The 24,345-nt window shown below is 42.6% G+C and carries 20 protein-coding genes; 17 read left to right on the forward strand and 3 right to left on the reverse strand.

The genetic code is table 11. The annotated features are described in order from the left end of the window. Window positions 1-855 (forward strand): hypothetical protein (locus MUP17_00650; protein ID MCJ7457489.1); only part of this gene is annotated, 855 nt, incomplete at its 5' end. Between the two features lie 873 nt (window positions 856-1,728). Beyond that, window positions 1,729-2,367, forward strand: coding sequence for a Crp/Fnr family transcriptional regulator (locus tag MUP17_00655; protein MCJ7457490.1), 639 nt, complete (start codon window positions 1,729-1,731; stop codon window positions 2,365-2,367). Between the two features lie 72 nt (window positions 2,368-2,439). On the opposite strand, the gene MUP17_00660 is transcribed toward MUP17_00655, so the two are convergent. Genes MUP17_00660 through MUP17_00670 form a run of 3 tightly spaced genes read right to left on the reverse strand, consistent with a single transcriptional unit; the run spans window position 2,440 to window position 5,042 of the window. Continuing rightward, window positions 2,440-3,297: a phosphatase PAP2 family protein gene (locus tag MUP17_00660; protein ID MCJ7457491.1), complete on the reverse strand. Its 858-nt coding sequence runs from the start codon at window positions 3,295-3,297 to the stop codon at window positions 2,440-2,442. Further along, on the reverse strand, window positions 3,298-3,999 hold the full coding sequence (locus MUP17_00665) for a CPBP family intramembrane metalloprotease (GenBank protein ID MCJ7457492.1): 702 nt from the start codon (window positions 3,997-3,999) through the stop codon (window positions 3,298-3,300). After that, window positions 3,996-5,042 (reverse strand): NAD-dependent epimerase/dehydratase family protein, encoded by a 1,047-nt coding sequence (locus MUP17_00670; protein ID MCJ7457493.1) that lies wholly within the window; start codon window positions 5,040-5,042, stop codon window positions 3,996-3,998. The genes MUP17_00665 and MUP17_00670 overlap by 4 nt, the downstream gene beginning before the upstream one ends. 624 nt (window positions 5,043-5,666) lie before the next feature. On the opposite strand from MUP17_00670, the gene MUP17_00675 reads away from it, so the two are divergent. The 15 genes from MUP17_00675 (at window position 5,667) to MUP17_00745 (ending at window position 24,285) form a co-directional block, all read left to right on the forward strand. Then, window positions 5,667-9,113, forward strand: coding sequence for a DNA polymerase III subunit alpha (locus MUP17_00675; GenBank protein MCJ7457494.1), 3,447 nt, complete (start codon window positions 5,667-5,669; stop codon window positions 9,111-9,113). A 123-nt stretch (window positions 9,114-9,236) separates the two neighbouring features. Continuing rightward, window positions 9,237-9,959: a (5-formylfuran-3-yl)methyl phosphate synthase gene (locus MUP17_00680; GenBank protein ID MCJ7457495.1), complete on the forward strand. Its 723-nt coding sequence runs from the start codon at window positions 9,237-9,239 to the stop codon at window positions 9,957-9,959. A gap of 48 nt (window positions 9,960-10,007) precedes the next feature. Next, complete coding sequence (locus tag MUP17_00685; protein MCJ7457496.1) at window positions 10,008-11,159, forward strand: SAVED domain-containing protein; 1,152 nt, start codon at window positions 10,008-10,010, stop codon at window positions 11,157-11,159. Between the two features lie 12 nt (window positions 11,160-11,171). Next, window positions 11,172-12,053 (forward strand): hypothetical protein, encoded by an 882-nt coding sequence (locus MUP17_00690; protein MCJ7457497.1) that lies wholly within the window; start codon window positions 11,172-11,174, stop codon window positions 12,051-12,053. A 6-nt stretch (window positions 12,054-12,059) separates the two neighbouring features. After that, window positions 12,060-12,794 (forward strand): hypothetical protein, encoded by a 735-nt coding sequence (locus MUP17_00695; protein MCJ7457498.1) that lies wholly within the window; start codon window positions 12,060-12,062, stop codon window positions 12,792-12,794. 7 nt (window positions 12,795-12,801) lie between these two features. Next, on the forward strand, window positions 12,802-13,614 hold the full coding sequence (locus MUP17_00700) for an aldo/keto reductase (GenBank protein ID MCJ7457499.1): 813 nt from the start codon (window positions 12,802-12,804) through the stop codon (window positions 13,612-13,614). A 456-nt stretch (window positions 13,615-14,070) separates the two neighbouring features. After that, complete coding sequence (locus MUP17_00705) at window positions 14,071-15,147, forward strand: SO_0444 family Cu/Zn efflux transporter (protein MCJ7457500.1); 1,077 nt, start codon at window positions 14,071-14,073, stop codon at window positions 15,145-15,147. 53 nt (window positions 15,148-15,200) lie between these two features. Beyond that, entirely contained in the window at window positions 15,201-15,773 is a 573-nt protein-coding gene (locus MUP17_00710; GenBank protein MCJ7457501.1) for a thioredoxin family protein, read from the forward strand. Between the two features lie 174 nt (window positions 15,774-15,947). After that, the gene (locus MUP17_00715; protein ID MCJ7457502.1) at window positions 15,948-16,910 is read left to right on the forward strand and encodes a PorV/PorQ family protein; all 963 of its coding nucleotides are present in this window, start codon (window positions 15,948-15,950) and stop codon (window positions 16,908-16,910) included. A gap of 24 nt (window positions 16,911-16,934) precedes the next feature. After that, the gene (locus MUP17_00720; protein ID MCJ7457503.1) at window positions 16,935-18,680 is read left to right on the forward strand and encodes a peptidylprolyl isomerase; all 1,746 of its coding nucleotides are present in this window, start codon (window positions 16,935-16,937) and stop codon (window positions 18,678-18,680) included. Window positions 18,681-18,839: 159 nt separating this feature from the next. Next, a complete protein-coding gene (locus MUP17_00725; GenBank protein MCJ7457504.1) occupies window positions 18,840-19,418 on the forward strand; it encodes an SEC59/DGK1/VTE5 family protein in 579 nt (192 codons plus the stop codon). A gap of 314 nt (window positions 19,419-19,732) precedes the next feature. After that, the gene (locus MUP17_00730; protein ID MCJ7457505.1) at window positions 19,733-20,704 is read left to right on the forward strand and encodes an AAA family ATPase; all 972 of its coding nucleotides are present in this window, start codon (window positions 19,733-19,735) and stop codon (window positions 20,702-20,704) included. Continuing rightward, window positions 20,701-21,162, forward strand: coding sequence for a hypothetical protein (locus MUP17_00735; protein MCJ7457506.1), 462 nt, complete (start codon window positions 20,701-20,703; stop codon window positions 21,160-21,162). The genes MUP17_00730 and MUP17_00735 overlap by 4 nt, the downstream gene beginning before the upstream one ends. A gap of 16 nt (window positions 21,163-21,178) precedes the next feature. Further along, the gene (locus MUP17_00740) at window positions 21,179-21,826 is read left to right on the forward strand and encodes a CvpA family protein (protein ID MCJ7457507.1); all 648 of its coding nucleotides are present in this window, start codon (window positions 21,179-21,181) and stop codon (window positions 21,824-21,826) included. A gap of 98 nt (window positions 21,827-21,924) precedes the next feature. Further along, window positions 21,925-24,285, forward strand: a complete 2,361-nt coding sequence (locus tag MUP17_00745; protein MCJ7457508.1) for an endonuclease MutS2 — start codon at window positions 21,925-21,927, stop codon at window positions 24,283-24,285. Window positions 24,286-24,345: the final 60 nt, after the last annotated feature.

The raw sequence follows: 24,345 nt of genomic DNA on the forward strand, positions 1-24,345 counted from the left end.
GAGGATATGACCAATGTCACTATCTATGCTATGAGAGCGAATGGTCTGGCTGTTACTTCCGACTATACTCCTTTCTGGGCAAATGCCGGGAATAACCATGCGTGGAATGCAATAGTTACTCCGGATGGCAAAGCCATTCCTTTTATGGGGGCTGAGGCAAATCCGGGAGAATATCGTCTGGCGAATAAGCTTGCCAAAGTCTATCGCAAGACTTTTGATAAGCAAAAAGATAATCTTGCCTTTCAGGAAAACAAGCAAAAGGAAATGCCAGGCTGGCTTGCGGGTAAAAGTTATAAGGACGTCACCAAAGATTACGAAGAGGTTTGTGACGTAACGGTCAACTTTAAAAAGGAAATTCCGGATTCAGTTGATATTGCATACCTATGCGTTTTCAACGATGGCGAGTGGCAGCTTATTCACTGGGGAAGGATTAAAAATGGTATAACAGTTTTCACCGACATGGGCAAAGAGATTGCTTACGTTCCAGCGCTTTATCTGAATGGTAAGATCGCGCCTTACGGCGAGCCTTTTATTCTTCGCTCTGATTGCAGTGTCCAGGAGATTCAGAGCGATGAGAAGAAAACCATATCATTAACTCTAACCTCCACTACTGCCAGGAAACAAGAAGCTTCAACTGATGGAGTTGCTAAAACTTTTTTTACTCCAGGGAAAGAATACGAGCTTTTCTACTGGAAAGACGGCTGGCAAAAGCTGGGAAGCTCAGTTGCCGGCGACAAGCCTCTGATTTTCGAAAAAGTCCCATCAGGATGTCTTTACTGGCTTGTGCCAAAAGATTCCAATAAAGAAGAAGAGCGGATTTTTACGATCGAGGATGGAAAGCAGGTGTGGTGGTAGTTTCTATGTGTTGCACCCCCAAACGAGTTTGGGGGTGGTACCCGTCTAGGTAAGAAAATTTCTTTTAGGGTAACCCTTCAGGGTTGCCTGTTCGTAGTTCGTAGCGTCCGGGTTTATCCCGGACGTTTATATTTTCTCGTCCCACATAAAGCGGGACGCCACATAGAACCCCCTGATGAGCGGTAGAACAGACATTCTTGTCTGTTCTACACTGTCAGACATGAATATCTGACCTACCAAAGGTCTGTAGTGGCAATTTCCAGATGGATCCAACTGACATGAATTGCCCCTACATTTGTTTATACAAGGATTAGGGCAGACACGCAGGTCTGCCCCTACCTACGTAGCTATAATTTTCTTGCTCTTCAATTGACGCGTCTCAAAACAGATAACCGGTAACCCACCTTGCCCTCAAGGTGGGGGCTACTGGTATGATGACAAGAGCGCGGCACGCCGTGCCCCTACGACAGGAAACAAAGGCTAAAATAATCTTTGATTTTTATGACGACGGTCATAGTTTTTATATTTTGATGGTTTATTTTTATTGCTGTCAAAAACGACAATAATTTTTAACTCCTGTTGTTGCTTCTTCCCCCATCCTCGCTGGGTAAACCCCCGGCGGGGATTTTTTTATGATTGGTCTTTTTTGGAAAAATAATGTCCCCAGGTTGAGGGCAACCTGGGAATACCTTTTAAATGTCTCTTTTAATTTCTCTGTGGAGGCGATGTCACCTCGCCCTCTTTTTTTGGCTTGACATCACCTGAGGCTGGGTTAAATTATCGTAAAATATGTCGTAATATAATAAGAAGTTAGGTCATCTTAAATGCTCAAAAAATTAGAAATAGTCAGAAGGATTCCTTTTTTTTTCAGACTTGTCTGAAAACGAGCTTCTGGAAATCAGTCAGAAATTTTCCGAAAAGGAATTTAAAAAAGGTGAATACCTATTCTGGGAGGGTGAGCCTGCTTCTTACCTCTATGTGATCAAATCCGGAAAGGTAAAGGTTCTGAAGCATTCCGCAGGCGGTAAAGAGATTGTGTTAGAAGTCGTGACCCCGGGTGAAATCTGCGGCGGGGGAACGATTTTTTCCGACATCCAATATGCCTCAGCCAGAGCTGAGGAAAAGTCAAGAGTCTACTCTCTTTCAAAGAGGGATTTACTTTCCCTGCTCAAAACCCAGGAAGGTTTAGCCCAGGGAGTCATAGGTTTCCTGGGGAGAAAGCTGATGCAAGCCCATGAGATGATGATCGGGCTTATCTCCGGAAAGGTGGAGAAAAGGCTGGCTGCGCTTCTGTTGGGACTTTCAGAAAAACACGGCACGCCGTTTCCGGGCGGGATAAAGATCAATCTGAAACTTACCCGGCAGGATCTGGCTGATTCTGTGGGAACGACTGTTGAAACTGCAATCCGGGTGATGAGCCGGTTCAAAAAAGAAGGGATCTTAGGCTCCAGCTCAAAAGAAATTGTCATCAAAGATAAGGGAAGGCTGAAGGAATTGTTAAGAGAGGCTTGAGAAAAAATTTATCGTCCAATTGTGTTTTCATTCCAGATAGAATTTTTTGTAGGGGCACGGCGCGCCGTGCCCCTACATGGTTCTCCTCTTTGACAACCTGCTGGATAAATATACGCTTGCCACCCCAATCAAAATCCCAGCTATGACGTCAGAAAAATAATGATACCTTCCGTAGACCGTGGCTAAGAAAAAAAGCATAATTATCGGGCAGACAAAAGCGAATAGCTTTTTGTCAAAACGATAGGACAATAATATCATCACTGTTCCGGCTGCGCAGTGGGCAGAGGGGAAGGAACCGCCCTGAAACTGGCCGTTTCCCTCGATATAAAGCATGATCTTCCTGAAAATGAATCCCTGCAGTTCTCTTCCGCCATCCAGAACAAACCGAGGGCTGGCCGCAGGGAAAATAAAAAACCCCAGGAAACAAATAGAATAAGCAAAAATCAAGGGCAAAAGGAATTGGTCCAGCGCCTGAGGGTCAACTTTGAAGTAAAAATAAATACACAGAAATGGTATCATGGGCAGATAAATGAAGTAAGCAAACATCAGGATTTCGGTAGCAACTAGTGAAAAGAATCTCTCCAGCCAGAAATTTGGCAGAACACCGAATAGATTCACTTCAAAATTGATAATCAAATTATCATACCAGCCCGGATAGAAGATGTGAACCATGCGTCCTGATTCCTTGTAAAGGTAAATAGAGGCTATTAGGGGGAAAATTGCCAGGCAAAAATGCAAAATACCGCGGCTTAGTTTTTCTCTCAAGAACGAAAAGGCAATCAAGCCCAAAATGAAAATGAAATTTAAATAGATAAGAGAGGAAAAAGAGAAGTTGCCCTTGCCAAAAATGAGCAAAATTAGAGTCAGACTTGCCACATAAACCGTTAGGAGCAGGTCAACTGGTCTCAAGGATTCAAAGGTTTTTCTCATTTATAAATAGAGGATAAAAAGATCCATGGCCATTCCGATAAACCAGTGCAGCAGGAAAACATAATAGATAGATTTTCCCCTCAGGGCTAACTTCCCGAACAGTATCCCGGCTGCGATGGAGGCTAAAATCTCCCCGTCCGGTTTTCCGATATGCATTAATACGGATGGCAAGGTCTGAATCAGAATGGCATTCCACTCTCCGAAGATATCTTTCAGCCCGAAAAGAAGGTATCCCCGGAAAAAGAACTCCCAGCTTATATAGTAAAGCCCATACATCAACTCATACAGCAAAACCAATGAAAAAGCTTTTCCGGCCAGGGCAAAAAGAGGATACTCTGCCTTGAATTGAGGCATCCCGGAAGAGGGGAGAATCATAACCAGTGCAATCAAAGGAAATAAAATCAGAAAAGAGGTCATCCCGAATTTGGAATCACCCTTTTTAAGACCATAATCTGAGACCTTTTCTTTCAAAACAAATTTTATCAGGATGAAGGGAACCAGTATCAGAAGCAAAACCGAGCAGAGGAAAAAATATATATGGGCCGGGAAGCAATTCTTGAAATCTACTCCACAGGCAGTGTGGAAAATAGAAACGAATGATTGAGGGTAGCCATAGTATTTGAAAATGACCAGAATAATAGAAGCAGATAAAAGGATTATACTCGGCTTCAGCTCAACTTTTCCAAGATTGTGTTTATTCATTGTATACTCTGTTTCGCCTGAGGTAAGAGTCTGCGGGGATTTTTGTTAGAGACTGTTTTCTGATTTAGAATCCAGTCACAGGTTATCTTTAATCCTTGTTTCAGGGGAAGATATTTATACCCCAGTTCTTTTTCCGCTTTTTCAGAAGAATATATCCAGTTCTGCAAAAAAGTATCCACCCAATCCCGGCTGATCATCGGATACTTCTTGAAGATATCCGCTTTTTTCTCTTCTATCCAGGCAACAAACCTGGCTATTTTAGGGGGGATACTTATTTGCAGGTGTTTAGTTTCTGTTATCTCATTCAGCAGAGCGAAGAGATTTTTTAAAGATATATTCTCGCCTCCCAGAAGATACCTTTCCCCGTTTTTCCCCTTTTCCATTGCCAGGATTTGACCCGAGACCACGTCCTCAACAAAGGCATAATTGGCTATCTCCTTGCCATGATTTAAGATCACCGGAAACTTTCCCTCTACATACTGCTGGGCAATTCTGGTAACTGAATTGGCTTCGGTCAAAAGCCCAGGACCATACACTCTGGTCGGGTTTACCATCACCAGGTTTAATCCTTTATCAACGAATTTTAAGGCTTCCAGTTCAGCCGAGTATTTGCTCTTCTCGTACTCGGTGTAAAAGTGGTTTCTTTTCCTCCAGTCTTTTTCGGTGACGATACCATCAGAGCTGGGACCTAAGGTAACGCAGGAGGAGGTGAAGACCACTTTCTGCACTTTATTCCTTAACGATGCTTCAAAGACGTTTATTGCTCCGGTGACATTGACTTTATAATACTGGTTTTCATCAAAGCTCCAGTTTCTGGCATAGGCAGCCAGATGGTAAACTTTATCACACCCTTTCATCCCTTCTAAGACCGAATTTTCATCAGTGACGTCACCATAGAAAAAGTGAATCTTCTCATTTTTCCTCAGACCCGAAATGCTGCTCTGAGAACGGACTAAGAGATGCAGAGCTTCATCTCCTTGAGATAGTCTTTCTATCAACTTTCTCCCGATAAAACCGGTCCCGCCCGTAATAAAAATAGCCATAATTTAAAAGTCCTCAATTACTTGTCGGGAAAATAAGCTCAATAATGCTTTTGTCAAGGTTTTTTACATTCGGGTGGTCTTATTGCGGCGGATACCTCCTTGGACAGTTTTTCGTAAGGCAACTCTCTAGATACATTCTGGTCTTTAAGGGTTGCTTCTTTTTGCTTTTCGCAAGGCTGAAGTTATGTAGTAACAGGGCTTGTTGAGCAAAGCGAAATCCCCGTAGGGGGTCCCTGTCCTAACTCTAACGTGGGCAGCCACAAGGGCTGCTCCTACTTAAATAACAAGGGCGGGCACGCCCTCTTCGGCCTGACTCAGGGTAGTGAGCTTGTCGAACTACAGGTCCGCCCCTACAGTTCGTATAAAAATTATCTTATCTTTTCTGTTGCTTTTTTTCGGTTATTACATAAAATAGATAAAAGAAGTCGAGATTTTGTAGGGGCGAGGTTACCTCGCCCCGTAAGTCGAAATGTGGCAGAGGCTTTAGACCTCCACCGAGCCTTAAAGGCTCGGCTACGCGACTCTGTGTCCGTCGGGTCCCCTGACCCGACGGTAATCCTCTCCTCTACGAGCCGTAAAGCTTTTATCGGCTTGAAAAGGAGAGGGTAATAGGATAGAATAATTATGAAGCATTCTGATTTTGTTCATCTGCATAACCATACCCAGTATAGCCTCTTGGATGGTGCTTGTAAGATAATTGAGCTTCTTGCCCTGGCGAAAGAATTTCGATTGCCTGCCTTGGCTATTACCGACCACGGCAATATGTTCGGGGCAATAGAGTTTTATAATAAAGCTTTAGACTGCGGAATAAAACCTATAATCGGCTCTGAAGTTTACGTTGCTCCTGAAAGCAGGGAGAAAAAGGAGCCCCAGCGCGGGGTACCGGATGCAGGTTATCATTTGATACTTCTGGCAAAAAATCTGGCCGGGTATAAAAACCTGATTCAGCTTTCAACCATCGGATATCTGGAGGGGTTTTATCATAAGCCCAGGATCGATAAAGAGGTTTTAAGAAAACACAACCAGGGGCTGATCGGGCTTTCCAGTTGTTTAAAAGGGGAGATACCTTACCTTTTGCTCAACGATAATTACAAGAAAGCAAAAGAAGTGGCTTTAGAATATTATGGAATTTTTGGAGAAGGTAATTTTTACATTGAGCTGCAAGATCATGGATTGGAGGAGGAGAAGAAAGCTAAAAATTTATTGATTCAGCTTTCCTCAGAGACAAAAATTCCCCTGGTTTGCACTAATGATTGTCATTATCTCAAAAGAGAAGATTATTTAGCCCATGATGCACTCCTCTGTATCCAGACCGTGAAAAAGACGGAGGATGCTGACAGGATGAGGTTCGGCACAGACCAGCTTTACGTGAAGTCTCCGGAGGAGATGAAGGAGCTTTTCAGCGAGGTTCCTCAAGCTCTGGAAAACACTTTAAAAATCGCTGAGGAGTGTAATTTAGAGCTGGAGTTTGGCAAAACCTATTTGCCTCATTATCCCCTGCCAGAAGGATATGAGAATTTAAGCTCATATCTGGAGTCCCTGGTTAAGAAAGGGTTTGAACAGAGGTATACTCACCAGACTGAGGAGTTGAAACAGAGACTGGAAAAAGAGCTGAAGGTTATAGAGCAAATGGGGTTTGCCGGATATTTCCTCATCGTCAAGGATTTCATTGATTATGCCAAGAACAATAATATTCCGGTTGGACCGGGAAGAGGTTCTGCTGCTGGAAGTTTAGTTTCCTATTGCCTGGGGATAACCAACATCGACCCGATGAAATATGGTCTTCTGTTTGAGAGATTTCTGAATCCGGAAAGGATCTCACTGCCGGATATCGACATAGATTTCTCTGATCGGGGAAGGGATAAGATCATCAAATACGTGGTGAATAAATATGGTGAGGAAAACGTTTCCCAGATAATCACCTTTGGAACGATGGCTGCCAGGGCAGTTGTCCGTGACGTGGGCAGGGTCTTGGGGATGCCCTATTCAGAGGTGGACAAGATTGCCAAGATGATTCCTATGGAGCCGGATATGACTTTAGAAAGAGGGATGGAGTTAGAGCCGGAATTAAAAAAAATAGCCACAGAAAATCCTCAAACAGAGAAGTTACTTTCTTATTCAAAAACCTTAGAGGGGCTGACCAGACATGCGTCCACTCATGCGGCAGGTGTGGTTATCGCTCCGTCTAAATTGACTGATTTTGTGCCCCTATATAAGAGTAACAAAAACGAAATAACCACCCAATATGATATGAAGGGGATCGAGAAGATCGGGCTTTTGAAGATGGATTTTCTGGGTCTGCGTACGCTTACGGTGATTGATGATACTCTCAGATTATTAAAGGAGGAGAAGAAAAAAGACTTAGATATAAATTCGATTGATCTTCGGGACGAGAAGGTGTTTGAGCTATTCTCCAAAGGGGAGACTGTAGGCATCTTCCAGTTTGAAAGCTCCGGGATGAGGGATTATCTGCGCAAGCTAAAACCTGAATCCTTGGAGGACCTGACTGCGATGAATGCCTTGTACCGTCCGGGACCTTTAGATAGCTACGTGATCGATGATTATATCGATTGTAAAAGAGGTAGAAAAAAGATAGCCTATGAACATCCGCTTCTGGAGCCGATCCTGAAGGAGACTTATGGTGTAATTGTCTACCAGGAACAGGTCTTGAGGATTGCCAGCGATCTTGCAGGGTATACTCTGGGCAAAGCAGACATCCTTCGCAAGGCTATGGGCAAAAAGCAGGCAGAGGTGATGGCTGAGCAGAGGGATGAATTCGTTTCCGGGGCAAAGTCCAAAGGGATAAATGAGAAAATATCAGATAAGATCTTCGATTTCATAGCCACTTTCGGCAGGTATGGTTTCAATAAAGCCCACAGCGTGGGGTATGCCTATCTGGCTTACCAAACTGCTTATTTAAAAGCTCATTATCCTCTGGAATTTATGTCAGCCACACTTTCCTCAGAAATAGGGGATACTGACCGCATCGTCGTGCTTATGGATGAATGCAAAAGGATGAAGACCGGATTTTTGCCTCCGGATGTAAATGAAAGCAGCGGGAATTTCAAAGTAGAAGGGAAGAAGATAAGGTTTGGTTTGGGAGCGATTAAAAACGTAGGTGAGTCGGTCATACAGGTCATGATCTCTGCCAGGGAAAGGCATGGAAAATTCATATCGATTTTCGATTTCTGCCAGAAGGTGGATGCCAGGAAATTGAACAAAAGAGCTTTGGAGAGCTTTGTTCAAGCAGGAGCTTTTGATTCCTTGGAAGGACACCGGGCACAGCTTATGGCTTCAGTTGACAACGCTTTAAGTTATGGAGAAACTTTTCAGAAAGAGAAAGCCAACGGTCAGACTTCCCTTTTCGGCCAGAATACCGTTGATGGTAAATCTGAGATGGAGCCGAAGCTTGCTGAGGTGCCTAAATGGCATATTGCGGAGATTCTTTCTAAAGAAAAAGAAGTGTTGGGATTTTACGTTTCCGGGCATCCGCTTTCCAGGTTTGAATTAGAGCTAAAATCTTTTGCCAACCAGACTACCCAGAGTTTGGAAGGGGTAAAAGACGGGCAGATGGTCTCCTTGGGCGGGCTGGTTACCAATTTAAAGCTGAATATCGACAAAAAAGGGAAGCAGATGGCTTTTGTCACCTTAGAGGATTTCCTGGGCACAATCGAGGTTGTCATATTCTCAGACTGTTTTGAGAAGAACAAGAAGATTCTGAAAACCGATGCGATGGTTTTGATTTATGGCAGGGCTTCGACCAAAGAGCAGGAAAAGCCCAAGCTGATTGCCTCGGAGATTTATCTTTTGAGCAAAATTTATCACGAGTTGAACCCGGTTTTGCATCTTAAGGTTTTCTCCATTGATATGCAGGAGGGGTTTTCCAATAAGCTCAAAGAGATTTTGAGCTTTCATCCGGGGGAATCACAGGTAATTGTTCATTACCTGACTGAATTTGAGGAGATAAAAGTAAAAGCCAAAGATAAAATCCAGCTTTCCAGAGAGGTTTTGGAAAAGCTGAACCATTTATTGGGTGAGGAGAATCTTTACCTGTCGCAGAATTCAAAGTAGAAACGCATCGCATGCGTCTGCAAACGTAGGGGCGAAGTTTCCCCGCTATCGGCGCGCTCTTGCAGAAGAAATTTAGTTGACTTTTAGGGCAAAATAAGATAAAATAGATGTACTAAAGACAATATGAAACAGCTATTATTAGTTAGTGTCCGCGGTAAGACCGAGGCGTTGGAAGCATATAAAGGCGGTGCAGATATAATTGATGTTGAATATCCTGCCTCTGCCCTTGGAACACCATACCCGCTTAACATAAGGGCAGTGCGTGAGGCCTTACCTAAAAAAGTGAAGGTTGCAACAAATATAGGCGAAGAACAATTGGTGCGAAGCACAGCTTGCCAAGCAGCTTTAGGTGTAGCCTTGGCAGGAGCAGATTTTGTAAAGGTCGGGTTAGCAAAGTACATAAATAAGGATGCACAATATTTGGGAGAAAACGTAGTAAGAACTGTGAAACACTGGTTTCCTCGGAAGAAGGTAATCCCGGCATTCTTTGCGGATAAAAATTTAAGAAAGATTTTTGATCCTGTTAAAGAGGGTCACAATTTAGGGAAAATGATAAGGGCAGATGGCATTCTAATTGATACTTTCATAAAATCAGGTAAGAATAGACTGGTTAATTTATTAACACTCAAAGAGATCAGAAAATTTGTCAAAAATTGTCATTCTTGTGGCTTGGAAGCTTGGATAGCTGGATCTATAACAGTAAAGGAAATGCCAAGGTTATGGGAAACAGGTGTTGATGTTATTTGCGTTCGAGGAGCTGCATGTAAGAGCGGGTCTGGAAGAATGGGAAAGGTCTCACGAGAGATTGTAAAGAACCTAGTGAAGACGATTCCTTCGTTTTCATGACAAAATACCTGATGGGTAATGGACTGTCTCAAGTAAGAAGAGAAGAAAATGTCTACTAAACGCGAGAAGAACAAATATGGAAGGCCGAATATACCGTCAGAAACGGTCTTGAAACTCTGGGCAGTAACTGCTGGACGCTGTGAATTCTTAGGGTGTAATAAACCGCTTTGGAGAGACGACCTTACTTGGAAAGAAGCTAATTTTTCACATATCGCTCATATAATTTCCTACTCCCCGAGCGGTCCAAGAGGTGATAAGATACAATCAAAGAAACTGGAAAAAGAATTTTCGAATCTTATGCTTGTTTGCTTAAAGCATCATAAATTGATAGATTCTAAAAAGTACGTTGATAAATACCCTGCTGAGCTTTTAAAGAGCTACAAAGAACAGCATGAAAAGCGAATAGGAATTCAGACTTCTAAGCAAAAAGATATGGTTACAACTGTCTTGATTTTTAAGGCAAATATCGGTGACCGTAAAGTCCATATTGCCTTTGATGAGGCGTGTGAAGCAATAGAGCCTAAATTCCCTAGTGACGGGAAACCTATCGATCTAGACTTTACTGGTTTTAGCGGTGATGGTAGTAAGAACTACTGGATGACTTTACAACAGGAGATCATGGGGAAGGTAAAACTGAATTTAGACTCTGGAAATAGACCAAATCATCTTTCTATCTTCGCTTTAGGTCCAATACCACTGCTAGTACAATTGGGCAGGTCAGTTGGCAATACAATATCTGCTGATATTTATCAACATCATCGACATACCGAAGACTGGAAATGGAAAACAAATAATCAGAGTAGCAAATTTAAGTACATAGTGAAAAGACGACAAATCAATTCAAGAAGTAAAAAAATTGCTCTAATGTTATCTTTAAGTGGAAAGGTTCACCTGTCCGAGGTTAAGGATTTGTTGCACAAAAACATTCCCCTGTATGAAGTGACAATCAAGAAACCGTCAACGAGTTTCTTGAAATCAAAGGCACAGCTCTTGCAGTTTCAGAGAACTTATAGAGACCTGCTGACAGAAATCCGCACCAGGCATGGCTCAAACTGTGAAGTTCACCTCTTCCCGGCTGTGCCCGCACCAATAGCGGTTGTATGCGGTAGGGAACTTTTACCCAAGATTGATCCACCATTATTCGTTTATGACAATAATAAGGAAAAAGGTGGATTTAAATATACGCTAACAATTAATTGAGGAGGCATTAACATGTCTGTCAATGAGTTTCTACAGGAGTTATTAGACTCCCAAAAACTCTCAGGCGGAGAACTGGATGCCATTGCGCAAAACCGCGATGAAATTAAAGCAGTTCTAACCACCAAATTCGGAAACGAACCAAAGATTTGGGAGGCCGGCTCAAAAGCCAAGGGTACAATGATTAAGGAGAGTTACGATCTCGACCTAGTCTGTTATTTCCCTAGAGATTGTGGACGAGATATCAAGGAGATATATGAGGATGTAGAAGGCGTGCTACAAGCAAAGTATGTTATAGAGCGTAAAACATCGGCATTGCGCATTCTACGCCTGGATAACAATAAAAACGCAATCTACTCTCATATTGATGTTGTTCCAGGCAGATTTATTGATGAAAAAGAGGAAGATGCGTTCTTATACATATCTCAAGGTGAAAAGGACTGGATTCAAACAAATCTGGATGTTCATATTGAACACGTAAGAAAAAGTGGTTGCTCAGAGCTCATTAAGCTGGTCAAGCTTTGGAAGATTAGGAATCTTGTGCAGTTGAAGACTTTTATTTTAGAACTGTTAGTGGTTGAATTTCTTAAAGGTTCAAGAACAAAAGATAATCTTGAGAGCTCTTTTAAGAAGGTTCTGGAGTCTCTTCGAGATGATATCTCGGACATGCGACTGGAAGATCCCGCGAATTCCAATAATGATGTCTGTAACAACTGGAGTAAATCTGAAAGACTACGAATATCGTTTGAAGCTAAAGAGTCCTTGGCTCTTATCGGTGGCGAAAATGCAAACGATACTGAAAAATGGAAACAAGTCTTCAAAGAAAAATCTATTGAGGCGAGTTCCGCAAGCCCTTTAGTTATAAAGGATCCCGCAAAACATTGGTGTTCGCCTTGAGCCATCATGGCAAACAGTACCTACGACATAAGAACTGAAATTCTCAGTCTGCGGAGTTTCTATCGCGGCCTATGGTTAAGAGAAGAGGGAACCAGATTTTTGCTGGAGGGTAAATTAGGATACTGCGCCTCTTATGACCGCACAGCAAATGCCTTTGTTCTCAATCCTGCCACTGATGATGCGCATAACGTAATCCGCGACACATATGAAATCAGGATTGACTTTCCAAGCGATTTCCCCTCCTCTTTCCCTTCGGTGAGAGAAGTCGGTGGACGAATTGACAAAATTATGAAAGAAAAAGGAATAACTGATGAAAGAGACTTACATGTGAGCCCTGACAACGGCATTATTTGTTTGTGTGTCGAACCAGAAAAATACCTACTGTTTCAAAATGGAGTAAGTGTTGTTGATTACTTGAATAGATTAGTTGTTCCTTACTTCTATGGTTTAAGCTATTTTCAAAAAAGGGGCAAGTGGCCTTGGGGTTTTTATAGCCACAGAGACCTAGGTGTGCTAGAGTCCTATCTTAGAAATAGGAACCCTGCAGATACTAAGCTAGTAAGGATCTATTTCGAATGTTTGAAAGAAGTAAAAGTCAAGGAATTATTCAGCACTAAAGGGGCCATCCAAAGGCAGTGTGTATGTCCTTGTGGCAAACCAGCAAAATTCAGAAACTGTCATCGGGATGCGTTTCTTGGAGCCCGTTTGTTGAAAGAAGATTACGATTCTATATCTAATTAAACATAGCATGATGAATTTTGATTTCACCCACACCACCCTCGGCAAAAGCGGTCTAAGAGTGCACCGGCTGGGGCTTTCTGCTACTTACCGTCCGGGTAAGGAGGCTATTTACAAGGCTGTGGATGAGGGTATAAACTTTTTCTTCTTCTTTGGCATCGACAACCAGATGATCAGTGCTCTGCGGGATGTTTTAAGGCACAATCGGGAAAAATACGTTATTGCCACTGGTCCGCCTAATCTTTTAGGGCACGGGAGTCCAAAGCGCTGTCTAGAGAAAAGGCTCAGGCAGTTGAGAACGGATTATATTGATTGTTTTCTTTTTTTAGGCGTGACCAAGGAAAAGCATTTTCCTGAAAAGATCAGGGAAGAGCTTTATCGTTTACGGGAGCAGGGCAAGGTGCGTGGAGTGGGTATCTCCACTCATAACCGGAAATTTGCAGGTAAGCTTTGTGCAGAGGGCGCCCTGGATTTTATAATGATGAGATATAATGCGGCTCACCGCGGGGCAGAGCAGGATATTTTTCCTTACCTGACCCAGCATAATCCTGGGGTGATAAGCTATACAGCTACCCGCTGGACTTATCTGATCAGAAGACCCAAAAACTGGCCCAAAGATGGGAGAATTCCCACTCCCGGTATGTGTTACCGGTTTGTGCTTTCAAATCCGAATGTGCATGTTTGCTTAACCTCACCTCGAAACTCAAAAGAGCTTATGCAAAATCTACAATCGCTTCAAGACGGTCCGCTTTCAGAAGAAGATATGGAATTTATGCGAAAGTTTGGAGATGTGGTGCATCATACGAAGAAGTGGTTTATGTGAATAAAACAAATGACGGATGACGGATGATGAATGACGGATAAAAGATAAAAATAATGTGAGTGTAAAAAAAGAAAAATGAAGACAGAAAACAGAAAATGACCTCACCCCCGCCTTTGGCGGGATTTTCAACCTGACCCTCTCCTGTGGGGAGAGGGGAAGAAAATGTAGGGGCGAGGTTGCCTCGCCCAAAGGTAGGGCTGGGGAACCCAGCCCCTACGAAAAGACCGTCATTGCGAGACCGTAGGTCGAAGCAATCTGTTTAGTTTTCGGTGGACGGATTGCTTCGTCGCAATGACATACCTATAAACTACAGAACTTTGTTGTGGTGTCAGGAGTTACCTCCTGACACCTGTTCAGGACAGGCTGGAAACCTGTCCCATGGTAGGGGCGACCCGCCGGGTCGCCCCTACAGAAGACCCACATTGTGGGCAACGTGGGTATACCGATGCAGGGAATATGATTTTAACCTTTTTTCACGAACTTTTCAAAATCGTCAATGATTCTTCTTTCTACCTTCTGGCCGGCTTCCTAATTGCTGGTCTGATTCACGAATTTGTCTCCAGCAAAAGATTAGCTCAGCATTTAGGCGGGAGCAGTTTCAAGTCGATTCTTAAAGCTGCACTTATCGGTGCTCCTTTGCCTTTGTGTTCCTGTGGTGTGATTCCTGCGGCGATATCGTTACGGAAAGATGGTGCCAGCCAGGAGGCAACGGTTGCTTTCTTGATCTCGACTCCTGAGACGGGAGTTGATTCCATCTCCATCTCTTATGCTCTCCTAGATCCTTTGATGACCATAATCCGTCCGATTGCTGCTATCATAACCTCGATTACCGCGGGAATGTCCGAGAAAATATTCGGGAGGAAAGATAATCTGAAAATTGCCCCAGCAAAGGATAACTGTTGTGAGTGTGAATATGGAAACGAAAAATCAAAAGAAATATTGCCAGATAAGAATCTCCTCAAAAGGCTCAAGGATTCGTTTAATTATGGTTTCCTGGATTTTTTCGGGGACATAGTGGTCTACATAATGATCGGGTATGTTCTGGCTGCTTTGATCTCCACTTTAATTCCGGAGAGTTTCATCCTGGCAAATTTCGCAGGTAAAGGGATTGTCCCGATGTTAGGAATGCTGGCAATCGGGATTCCGCTCTACATTTGCTCCACTTCAGCCACGCCCATTGCCGCAGCTTTGCTTTTGAAAGGGGTATCACCGGGTGCAGCTTTAGTCTTATTGCTGAGCGGGCCAGCGACTAATGTGACCACTATGGTAGCTGTGGGAAAATTCCTGGGCAAAAGGTCGTTATTTCTATACATCCTGAGCATTATGGTCGTAACCTTAATCCTGGGCTTCGGCTTAAACTGGGTTTATGACTTTATAAATCTGTCGCCGAGAGCGAAAGTCGGACAGGGGGCAGAACTTATACCAACCTGGCTGAGATCTATATCTTTTGTTCTTTTTATTTTGCTGACTTTGTTTCTGCTCTGGAAGAAAATCAGAAAGTCACTTTTGAGAAAGGTCAGACCAAACGTATGATTTGCCTGCCTCGTAAAAGTTATGATTTGAACCTATTTGGCTGAGGAGAGAATATGTCCAGAATTACAACAAAGGTTTTGACCCTCGCAGCACTAGTTTTCTTCATATTAAGTCTGAGCGTTTTTTCTCAAAAACCTACTTCAACCAAGGATAGCCCGTCAATCATCAACTGGCAAAGGTATGACCAGGGGTTAGAGCAAGCCAAGAAAAATGGAAAAAAAGTAATGGTTTTTTTCTATACAGACTGGTGTGGCTACTGCAAGAGAATGAATGCCTTGACCTTTACAGATGAGGGGGTAAAGAAGCTCCTGGCCGACAAATTCGTTACAGTAAAGGTGAACGGGGATTCCAGAAACACACTTCAGGTTGACAAAGCCAGCATCACGGAAAGAGAGCTTGCCGCCAAGTATGCAGTGAGAGGGTATCCGACCATCTGGTTTTTGGAGCCTAACACAGAGAAGATCTCTCCTTTAGTGGGATATGTCCAGACCAATGATTTTACCAATATTCTTACCTATCTGGGCGGCGACTGGTATAAGACTATGAGCTATGAGGAATATCTCAAGAAAAAGGATGATCTGACTAAAGAGAAGAAAGAAGAAGGAAAGACAAAGAGTAAAAAGTAAGACGTAAGAAGGGAAAAACAAAAAGAGGGTTTTCTTATCGATATTTTCTAAGGGTTCAGTGTAGGGGCGAGGTTTCCTCGCCCTGTATAATGATTGCTATGGGGTTGGGTAACCCCGCCCCAACAGATGAATTTTGTTGACACCGCCTGCGTCGGGAATTATTATTAGTCAAGTATGATAAGAAAATCTCTTTTTCTATTCTTGGTTCTGCTTTTTATCTTTAATGAGGCATATTCAGAGAAATATGCTGGGGAGTTCCTGAATTTAGGAGTTGGGGCAAGGGCGTTGGGTATGGGTGGTGCCTTTGTGGCGATTTCTGATGATGCCACCGCAACTTATTGGAATCCGGCCGGGCTGGCAAGAGTTTCCTCTCAGGAGCTTGTTTTTATGCATTCGGAGACCTTCGGCTCCCTTTTAAATCACGACTTCATAGCCTGGGCAATTCCTTTGCATAATCGATTTGAAAACTCCACTTTGGGATTAAGCCTGATGCGCTTGGGAGGTGGGGATATAAAAGTAACTGATTTGCCCAACCCTGGACAGCCAATAAGCAGCACCAATCGTCCTTACGTCAAAAAAGAAGCCGGGCATGCAGATTACCTTTTGACATTCTCTTTTGCCAAACAAAAAAATCCAAAGCTTTCTTTTGGAGGAAATGCCAAGATCATCTATCGGCATATAGTCGATCATTCTGCTTTTGGAATGGGAATCGATTTAGGATTGCTCTATAGTCCATACGAGTTCCTGAGTTTAGGAGCAAATCTCAAAGATGCCGTTTCCACTCTGCTTTCTTATGATAACGGAACTCGTGAAACCATCTCCCCATCTTTAAGGACCGGGTTTAGTCTGAATAAGGCGTACAAAGATTTCAATTTTCTCTTTTCGACTGAAGCTGAGTTGAACTTCGAGGGAAGAAAATATGCCGCCCAGTACTGGCAGGGGGATATTTCCGCAGATATGCATTACGGCTGGGAGGTTGTCTATCTTAAGCGGGTAAGTGCCAGATTAGGGTTTGATGTGGGGAATTTCAGCGCAGGAGGAGGTGTAAACTTTAGGAAATTTGCCGTTGACCTGGCTTTCTTGAGCCATAAGGAATTAGATAATAGTTATCGAGTGTCTCTAAAAGTAAAACTCTAAAGATATTCACATCAAGAGGAGGATATGCAAAAAGCGAGAATAGTTATTCAGTTGGTCACATTGGGATTATTTTCCTTAAGCCTGAGCACGAATTCCAATGCTTTTCTGTTCAGTTCCAAGAATAAGGATATCGCGGCAAAAGTGAACGGGGAAATCATAACCAGAGAGGATTTCAAGAAGAAATTGGAGTCTTTGGATTTCGTTACCAAAGATAATAAAGCTGGGGAACAGAAAACCAAAAGGGATGCTCTGGAGACGCTGATCACCGACAGGTTAGTGGAGCAAAAAGCCAAGAAATTAGATGTGAATCAGGATGAGGTGTGGAAACAGAAACAAGAGAAATATTCCCTGGAGTACCTGCTGGATTTGATGTTCAGAAAGGATATAATAGAAAAAGTCCAGGTGCAGGACAGCGAGATTACCGCTTTCTACAACGAGAACCGGGAGAAGCTGTTTAACAAGCCGGAGCAGTTTAAGGTCAGTCATATCTTGATTGAAATAAAAACTGATACCTTACAAAAGGGAAACTCCAAAAAGGCAAAGCAAGCTGAAAAGGAGGCTGAGACCAAAGCATTTAAAAAGATCGAGTCGATCTACGAAAGAGCTAAGAATGGGGAGGATTTTGCGGCTTTAGCCAGGCAGTTTTCCGAAGAGGATGGATCCAGGGACAAAGGGGGAGAATTAGGGTTCCTTCCCAGGGGAAGGATGCTCAAGGAGTTTGAGGATCAGCTTACGACTCTTCAGCCGAACGAGGTTTCCAAGCCTTTCAAGACAAAATTCGGCTACCACATCCTGAAATACACGGACGAGAAGCCAGCCGAGCTAGTGGAGCTGAACAAGGATACAATGGACCGGATAAGGCTCGCCCTGACAAAAGATAAGCAGAAGAAAAAGGCTGAAGAGTACGTTTCTGATTTGAAGAAAGGGACTGATTACGTTTTCAATGAAGAGGTTTTGAACCAGAACCCGGATTCGGTTGAAGACGATCCCTGGGTTCTTATTATAGATGATAAGGATACTACCAGATTCCTGAAATACAAAGGGGAGTTAAACCCGTATAAGCAGTACTTGCGGAAAAATGACCTTACCTTAGAGGATAAAAAGAAGCTCCTCACGGATAACATATCCCTCTTTAACCTCTTGATTCTTCAAGCAAGGAAAGAAGGGTATGACACCCTTCCCGAATATGTCAATGAGATAAACAATTTCAGGATGAAAGAAGCAAGACTAAGGGTTAGACGCGAAGGAACCCTACAGGGATATATCCCCTCAGATGCAGAGGTATACGATTATTATGTTGCACACCGGAGCGAATATCCACCAGACAGCTCGATTCACGTTTACCACATAATTTTCAGCGATTCACTCAAGGCTGAGGAAGTTTTGAAAAGGATCAAAGACGGAGCAGATTTCGTAGAGATGGCTAAGGAATATTATCCCGGGGAGAAGGAAATCCGTGACGTAGCCTACGATTTAGGCTTTATCAGCGATAAAGATATCTCCGCGGAGTTCTATAAAACAGCAGCTCAATTGAAAGAAGGCGAGGTCGGGGGTCCGGTAAAGTCGGACTGGGGGTATCATCTGATTAAAGTAGTGGAAAGAAGAAGCGGCTCTCCTATGGAATTGTACAAGAGCAAGATCAAGAATTTAGTATTTAACGAGAAGGCAAGCAAACTTAAGGCGGAATGGGAAAAGAAATTAAGGGATGGTCAGCAGATCTGGATTAACGAAAAGTTAGTGAAGAATTTTAAATTTTTACCTGGAAAGTAAAAAAACTTTTGCTTTTCAAAAAGAAATGGTAGAACAGACATTCTTGTCTGTTCCTTGCTGTCAGAGAGCAAGCCTGGCGTCCTACGGACGGGCTGGCTCGTAGCCACAGGGATGTCTGACCTACCAGAATAACTGGCAATTATTTTTTTTGAAAAATCCTTGGAAATATCTCTTTATAACGAGTTCAAGAGAAAAGGGATTCATCTATTCGCCTTAGCCATTCCCATAGCATATTATCTTCTTCCCAAGAAGATTGCTCTTCTGGTGCTCGTCCCTCTTGCCCTTGGTTCGATCCTGGTCGACATAATCAGGCTGAGGAAACTCCCTTTAGCCAATTTTTTTAACTGGTTTTTAGGTCCCATTTTAAGAGAGCATGAAAGCTACTCCCTGACCGGCTCAAGCCACATACTTTCCGCTTCGGCCTTATCCATACTTTTTTTTGATAAAAAAGTAGCCATTGCTGCCATTGTCTATGTTATTCTGGGTGACATTGCCGCCGCCCTGATAGGGAGGGTTTACGGAAAGACTAAGATAGAGAAAAAAAGCTTGGAGGGAAGTCTGGCTTTCTTGTCGGTTTGCCTACTGGTTGCCCTGGTACTTCCGGGTTTGCCTTTCTGGATCGGAGCCATCGGAGCATTGGTTGCAACTGCAGTTGAAGCCCTGAGTATTTCTATAGATGATAATCTCAGTGTACCTCTTTTATCCGGGCTTGTGATGGAGATCCTGCATTTGCTTTAAACTTTTTGCAGCGGAAACCTTTCCTATAGGTCCACTTCTCGGACAAGTTTACAGTTGAAAAAGAAGGTGGAACAGGCATCTTGCCTGTTCTTTAAAAGTGCGGAGAGACCACCTGACCCAGACTCTAAAACCCTCGTAGGCGGGGCTCCCAGCCCCGAAATGCAGATTTTTCAGAGTTCTCATACAAAATCTTGACCTAATCTTTCTTATAAATACTAAAAAAATAACTTGCCAAGCCTTAAAGGAGGAGTAAATTATAGCCAACAAAAGCTTTTCTTAACTTAAAATACCCTGACTTGAGGAGGGTTAAAATAATGATAAAAAATTTGAACATTCAAAACTTTAAATCAATACAAAATCTCGAGTTAGATTGCAAAAAAATAAATGTTTTTATTGGTAAGCCGAATACTGGCAAGTCAAATGTTTTAGAGAGTGCTGGGATTTTTTCCCTCCCATATGCAAAACTGGAAGAACTGGTTCGATTTGAAAAGGACATGTCTAATCTATTTTATGACCAAGACTTAACCAAGAGGATAAAAATATTTTCTGAAGGTTTGCAGTTTGAAATACAATCTGTAAAAGGAATGTTCATAGGTTGGGGTCAGCAGAAAGCGGATGACCAAGGGATTTTTCATTTTAATTTCGATTTTGACTATGGAGGCAATGGGAAGTTTTCATCTAACGGGATTTCTCCTTTCAAATTTTATAAATTTGAGGTAATTGATGATTTCAAGAGTCATGAACCTGGTTTTCTTCGTCCTCCTAAAGGAGAAAATCTTCTGACGCTTCTTCAAACTAACAAGATTCTGAAGGAATTAGTGAAAGATATATTAAGTGAATTTAGACTCAGGATCGGCTTTCGTCCTAAAGAAAGACAATTGGAAGTAGTGAAGGAAATTGAAGATGTAATAATTTCTTATCCATATCCTATGGTTTCAGATACTATACAACGAATTATCTTTCACCTTGCCGCGATTGAAACAAATAGGCATTCCATTATAATCTTTGAAGAGCCCGAGGCTCATGCTTTTCCTTATTATACAAAGTTTCTTGCCGAAATAATAGCCAGGGATGAAACCAATCAATATTTCATCTCTACCCACAACCCTTATTTTCTGCTATCTTTAATAGAAAAGTCACCAAAAGATGATATTGGTATCTTCGTTACTTATTTTAGGGATTATCAGACCAAAGTTAAAATCTTAAGTCAAGAAGAATTATCCGAAGTACTCGATCTTGATATAGATATATTCTTTAACCTTGACAGATTTGTAGAGGGAGAATGATATACCTGGAGTGCAAACCTGATAAGGCCTTAGTCAGCGCCATTGGTATTCCCAGTAGAGAAATAAGTCACGAGAGAGGAAAGACAAAAGTTTGCAAAAAATTAGAAAAGTACAACAATTCTAAAGGTCTAGTTGATGAAGACCCTTTTGGCACTCAACCCAGGTATATCAGAAAGCTAAGAGTCCATTCAAATAAACATAGTGTAAAAATCTTAGAGGATGAAACGAATAATAATTATCTGATTGTATTGTGCCCAGCATTAGAAGGATGGGTATTAGAAGCAGCTAGAGAAGCAAAGATTGATATTTCTGAATACGGCTTTCCTCCCGAACCTAATCGATTTCATAAGGCAGTAAATACAAGACTTAAAAATTTCGAAAGGCTATTAGAGGATTTGATTAAACAAAAAAGCAAGATGATAATAACCTTAGAAGGATTCTTAAAAGGAAAAATTTGAATGAAAGGAGGGAAAGATGAACTGGATTGATTACGTTTTAATTGCTTTGCTTTTGGTGGCGATCTTCATCGGCTCCAAGCGAGGACTCTTCAGCGGGATTATGGGGACGATCGGCCTTTTCCTTGGGGTGATTGTGTCCATCAACTATGTGGATAAAGTTACCTTAAGGGTTTTATCCAATATGAAGGTCTCGCCGGTGGTGGTCTCCTTTTTCAGCCTGATCTTCCTTTTCGCGATAGTTTACCTGGTAGTCAAGCTTCTGGCTTTTCTGTTTTACAAAGTGGCTTCTTTAAACCCGCTGGGGAAGATGGACAAGTTCGGTGGCATAATTTTTGGCTTCTTTCAGGGATGGATAGTTTTAGGATTTGTTCTGATCCTCTTGATCTTCCCGCCTCTGCCGCTGAGCCTGACCAATAAAATCGACACCTCTACTTTGGGTCCCATAATCCGGGGTTCAATTCCTTTGATCTATCAGGAAGCTGTTTTTCTCCATCCGCAAAGCCCCTCTTTTGCGGACAAGCTAAAAATAGCCCTAAAACAGGAGTCGCCAGAAGGGGTCAAAAGCCCATGGGAGTCTCTGGGCAGGACACCGCCTGAAAGAACCAACCGGGCCGAGATAATTGCCCAGGACCTGGATGAATATTTCGGAAAAGGAAATAAATAGAAAAGCAGTCAAAACAAGTTTAGGAGTTTATCCTTCTAAAGCTGGTTCCAACCCTTTAACCCTTTCCGCCGAAGGCGGATTTAACCTTTGAGTCTTCTTTGGACGAGCATACTCTCAGAGTTTTAGAATTTGACAAGATAAAAAAGATTTTAGACTCGAAGTGCTTATCGGAATTAGGTAAGAATAAAGTTGCTTCTCTTTTTCCAGTCACGGAGCAGGAGCTTATCTCAAAATGGCAGAAGGATACGACCGAGCTGAAAGAGATTTTGCAGTTCGAGGAGAAGTTTCCCCTGTATTCGGTTCCAGACCTCTCCGATTCTTTTAAAAAAGCGGAAAGGATCGGTGGATATTTGGAGCCGAGAGAGTTTCTGAGGATAGAGGAGATGCTAAAACTCTGCCGGCTGCTCCTCAAATTCATCCAGGAGAAAGAAAAAAAATATCCACAGATAATCACTTTGATTTCAAAGCTCAAACGATTCGACGAGCTTTCCAAAACTATAAACAAAGCCATAGATTCCTCAGGCGAGATAAAAGATAATGCCACCTCCGCTCTTTTTTCGATCAGACAGGGAAAGAATACCAATCGGAATAAGATATTGGAGAAACTGCAAGGTTTTTTAAAAATAAAAAAAAGGGAGGCACAAGAGGAGATCGTTACTTTAAGGGAGGGAAGGTACGTGGTCTCACTTCCCGTGGAGGAATTTCACAAAAGCAAAGGGATTGTGCATGACCGCTCCAGTTCCGGGGCTACTCTTTTTGTCGAGCCTTTACCAGTGGTGGAGTTGAACAACAAACAAAGAGAATTGGAAATTGAGGAGAAAAATGAGATAGAGAAGATTTTAAAGGAACTGACTTCCCTGATCAGAAAAGATATAGAGGACCTTCAGATTTCTTTGGAGGTAATAGCGGAGTTGGATTTCATATATTCCAAAGCGCTTCTATCCTTGGAGTGCAGGGGGAATGAGCCAAAATTCAATTCAGAGGGGTATCTTAATCTCAAAGACGCCCGGCATCCGATTTTGTATCTTTCCGGTATGTTATCCAAAGAAGAGATTGTTCCCCTTTCTTTAGAGTTAGGCAAAAAATTCAGCGTTCTGATTATCACCGGGCCTAATACTGGTGGAAAGACCGTAGCTTTAAAGACAACCGGGATAACATCTCTGATGGCTCAGGCCGGACTTCATATACCCGCAGAATTCGGCTCCACCCTTCCGATTTTCAAGCAGGTCTTTGCGGATATAGGAGATGAGCAGTCCATAGAGATGTCTTTATCCACGTTCTCCTCCCATATCGGTCAGATAATCAAAGCCCTCAAAACTGCGGATGAAAATAGCCTGGTCCTCTTGGACGAATTAGGGTCAGGCACTGATCCAAAAGAAGGAGTGGCTTTAGGGGAAGCAATCGTTGCAAACTTGATCCAGAAAAAGGTAAAAACGGTGATAACCACTCATCAGGGCGTTTTAAAAACTTTGGCCCAGATCTATCCGCAGGTGGAAAATGCTTCTTTAGAATTTGACAAGGAAAGCCTCAAGCCAACATACAGGTTTCAGATCGGTTACCCTGGGGGAAGTTACGGAATAGAAATCGCCAGAAGATTGGGTATGCCGGAAAACATAATCCAGAGATCTTTTGAGCTTTTAGGCACCAAGGAAAGGGATATGGGTCTGCTTTTAGAGGAGCTGGAAAGAAATCTAAAAGTGGTAAGGGAGAATAGAAAAGCAATAGAGGAGCAAAAAAAAGTCTCGGATGAACTGGTAAATCTCTATCAGGATAGATTAAAAAAGCTCGAATCAAGTCAAAAGGAGCTGAGGGTCAAAGCCCTAAAGGAATCAAGAGAGCTGGTGGAAAAGACCAGGGTGGAGATCGAACACCTTATCTCCGAGCTAAAAAGCACCAAAGCTCAAAAGGAGATCATAAAGCAAGCCCATACATATTTTGAGCGAACGAAAAAGAACTTAGAAGAGGGATTAGGGAATTTAGAAGAAAAAGCTCCCGTGGTTAAGGAGCAAATAAAGCCCGGCGATCTGGTCTGGATCGAGTCCTTAAAGATGGAAGGAGAGGTTCTGTCCGAGCCGGACAAAGCAGGCAAAGTGAAGCTCAAGATCGGCAACTTTACGTATACTGTGGAACAGAGCGAGCTATCTTTAGTCAAGGAAAAAAAGAAAGAGGAGCCTTTATCCTCGACCAAATATGAGCTATATTCATTCAAGGAGATCTCGCCAGAAATAGATTTAAGAGGTTTGACTTCAGATGAGGCATTCGATAAGGTGGATAAATATTTAGACGATGCCTATTTAGCTGGTTTGTCTGAGGTGGTTTTAATTCACGGCAAGGGAACCGGAGCGTTGAGGGAAAAGATAGGGAAGTTTCTCACCGGACATCATCGGGTAAAAGAGACCAGAATAGGCACGTTAGAAGAAGGGGGAGCAGGAGTAACGATTGTAAAATTAAAGGAATGAGTAAGACGTAAGATGGGAGACGTGAGACGAATCGTTCGTAGCGTCCCGCCTCTTGCGGGA

Source organism: Candidatus Zixiibacteriota bacterium (assembly GCA_022865345.1).
In the GTDB taxonomy this organism is placed as follows: Bacteria; Zixibacteria; MSB-5A5; order MSB-5A5; family RBG-16-43-9; genus RBG-16-43-9.

Bases quoted from the DNA above. Each gene is read 5' to 3' on its own strand.
- MUP17_00660 (MCJ7457491.1), bottom strand. From the start codon at position 3,297: ATGAGAAAAACCTTTGAATCCTTGAGACCAGTTGACCTGCTCCTAACG.
- MUP17_00665 (MCJ7457492.1), bottom strand. From the start codon at position 3,999: ATGAATAAACACAATCTTGGAAAAGTTGAGCTGAAGCCGAGTATAATC.
- MUP17_00670 (MCJ7457493.1), bottom strand. From the start codon at position 5,042: ATGGCTATTTTTATTACGGGCGGGACCGGTTTTATCGGGAGAAAGTTG.
- MUP17_00675 (MCJ7457494.1), top strand. From the start codon at position 5,667: ATGAAGCATTCTGATTTTGTTCATCTGCATAACCATACCCAGTATAGC.
- MUP17_00680 (MCJ7457495.1), top strand. From the start codon at position 9,237: ATGAAACAGCTATTATTAGTTAGTGTCCGCGGTAAGACCGAGGCGTTG.
- MUP17_00685 (MCJ7457496.1), top strand. From the start codon at position 10,008: ATGTCTACTAAACGCGAGAAGAACAAATATGGAAGGCCGAATATACCG.
- MUP17_00690 (MCJ7457497.1), top strand. From the start codon at position 11,172: ATGTCTGTCAATGAGTTTCTACAGGAGTTATTAGACTCCCAAAAACTC.
- MUP17_00695 (MCJ7457498.1), top strand. From the start codon at position 12,060: ATGGCAAACAGTACCTACGACATAAGAACTGAAATTCTCAGTCTGCGG.
- MUP17_00700 (MCJ7457499.1), top strand. From the start codon at position 12,802: ATGATGAATTTTGATTTCACCCACACCACCCTCGGCAAAAGCGGTCTA.
- MUP17_00705 (MCJ7457500.1), top strand. From the start codon at position 14,071: ATGATTTTAACCTTTTTTCACGAACTTTTCAAAATCGTCAATGATTCT.
- MUP17_00710 (MCJ7457501.1), top strand. From the start codon at position 15,201: ATGTCCAGAATTACAACAAAGGTTTTGACCCTCGCAGCACTAGTTTTC.
- MUP17_00715 (MCJ7457502.1), top strand. From the start codon at position 15,948: ATGATAAGAAAATCTCTTTTTCTATTCTTGGTTCTGCTTTTTATCTTT.
- MUP17_00720 (MCJ7457503.1), top strand. From the start codon at position 16,935: ATGCAAAAAGCGAGAATAGTTATTCAGTTGGTCACATTGGGATTATTT.
- MUP17_00730 (MCJ7457505.1), top strand. From the start codon at position 19,733: ATGATAAAAAATTTGAACATTCAAAACTTTAAATCAATACAAAATCTC.
- MUP17_00735 (MCJ7457506.1), top strand. From the start codon at position 20,701: ATGATATACCTGGAGTGCAAACCTGATAAGGCCTTAGTCAGCGCCATT.
- MUP17_00740 (MCJ7457507.1), top strand. From the start codon at position 21,179: ATGAACTGGATTGATTACGTTTTAATTGCTTTGCTTTTGGTGGCGATC.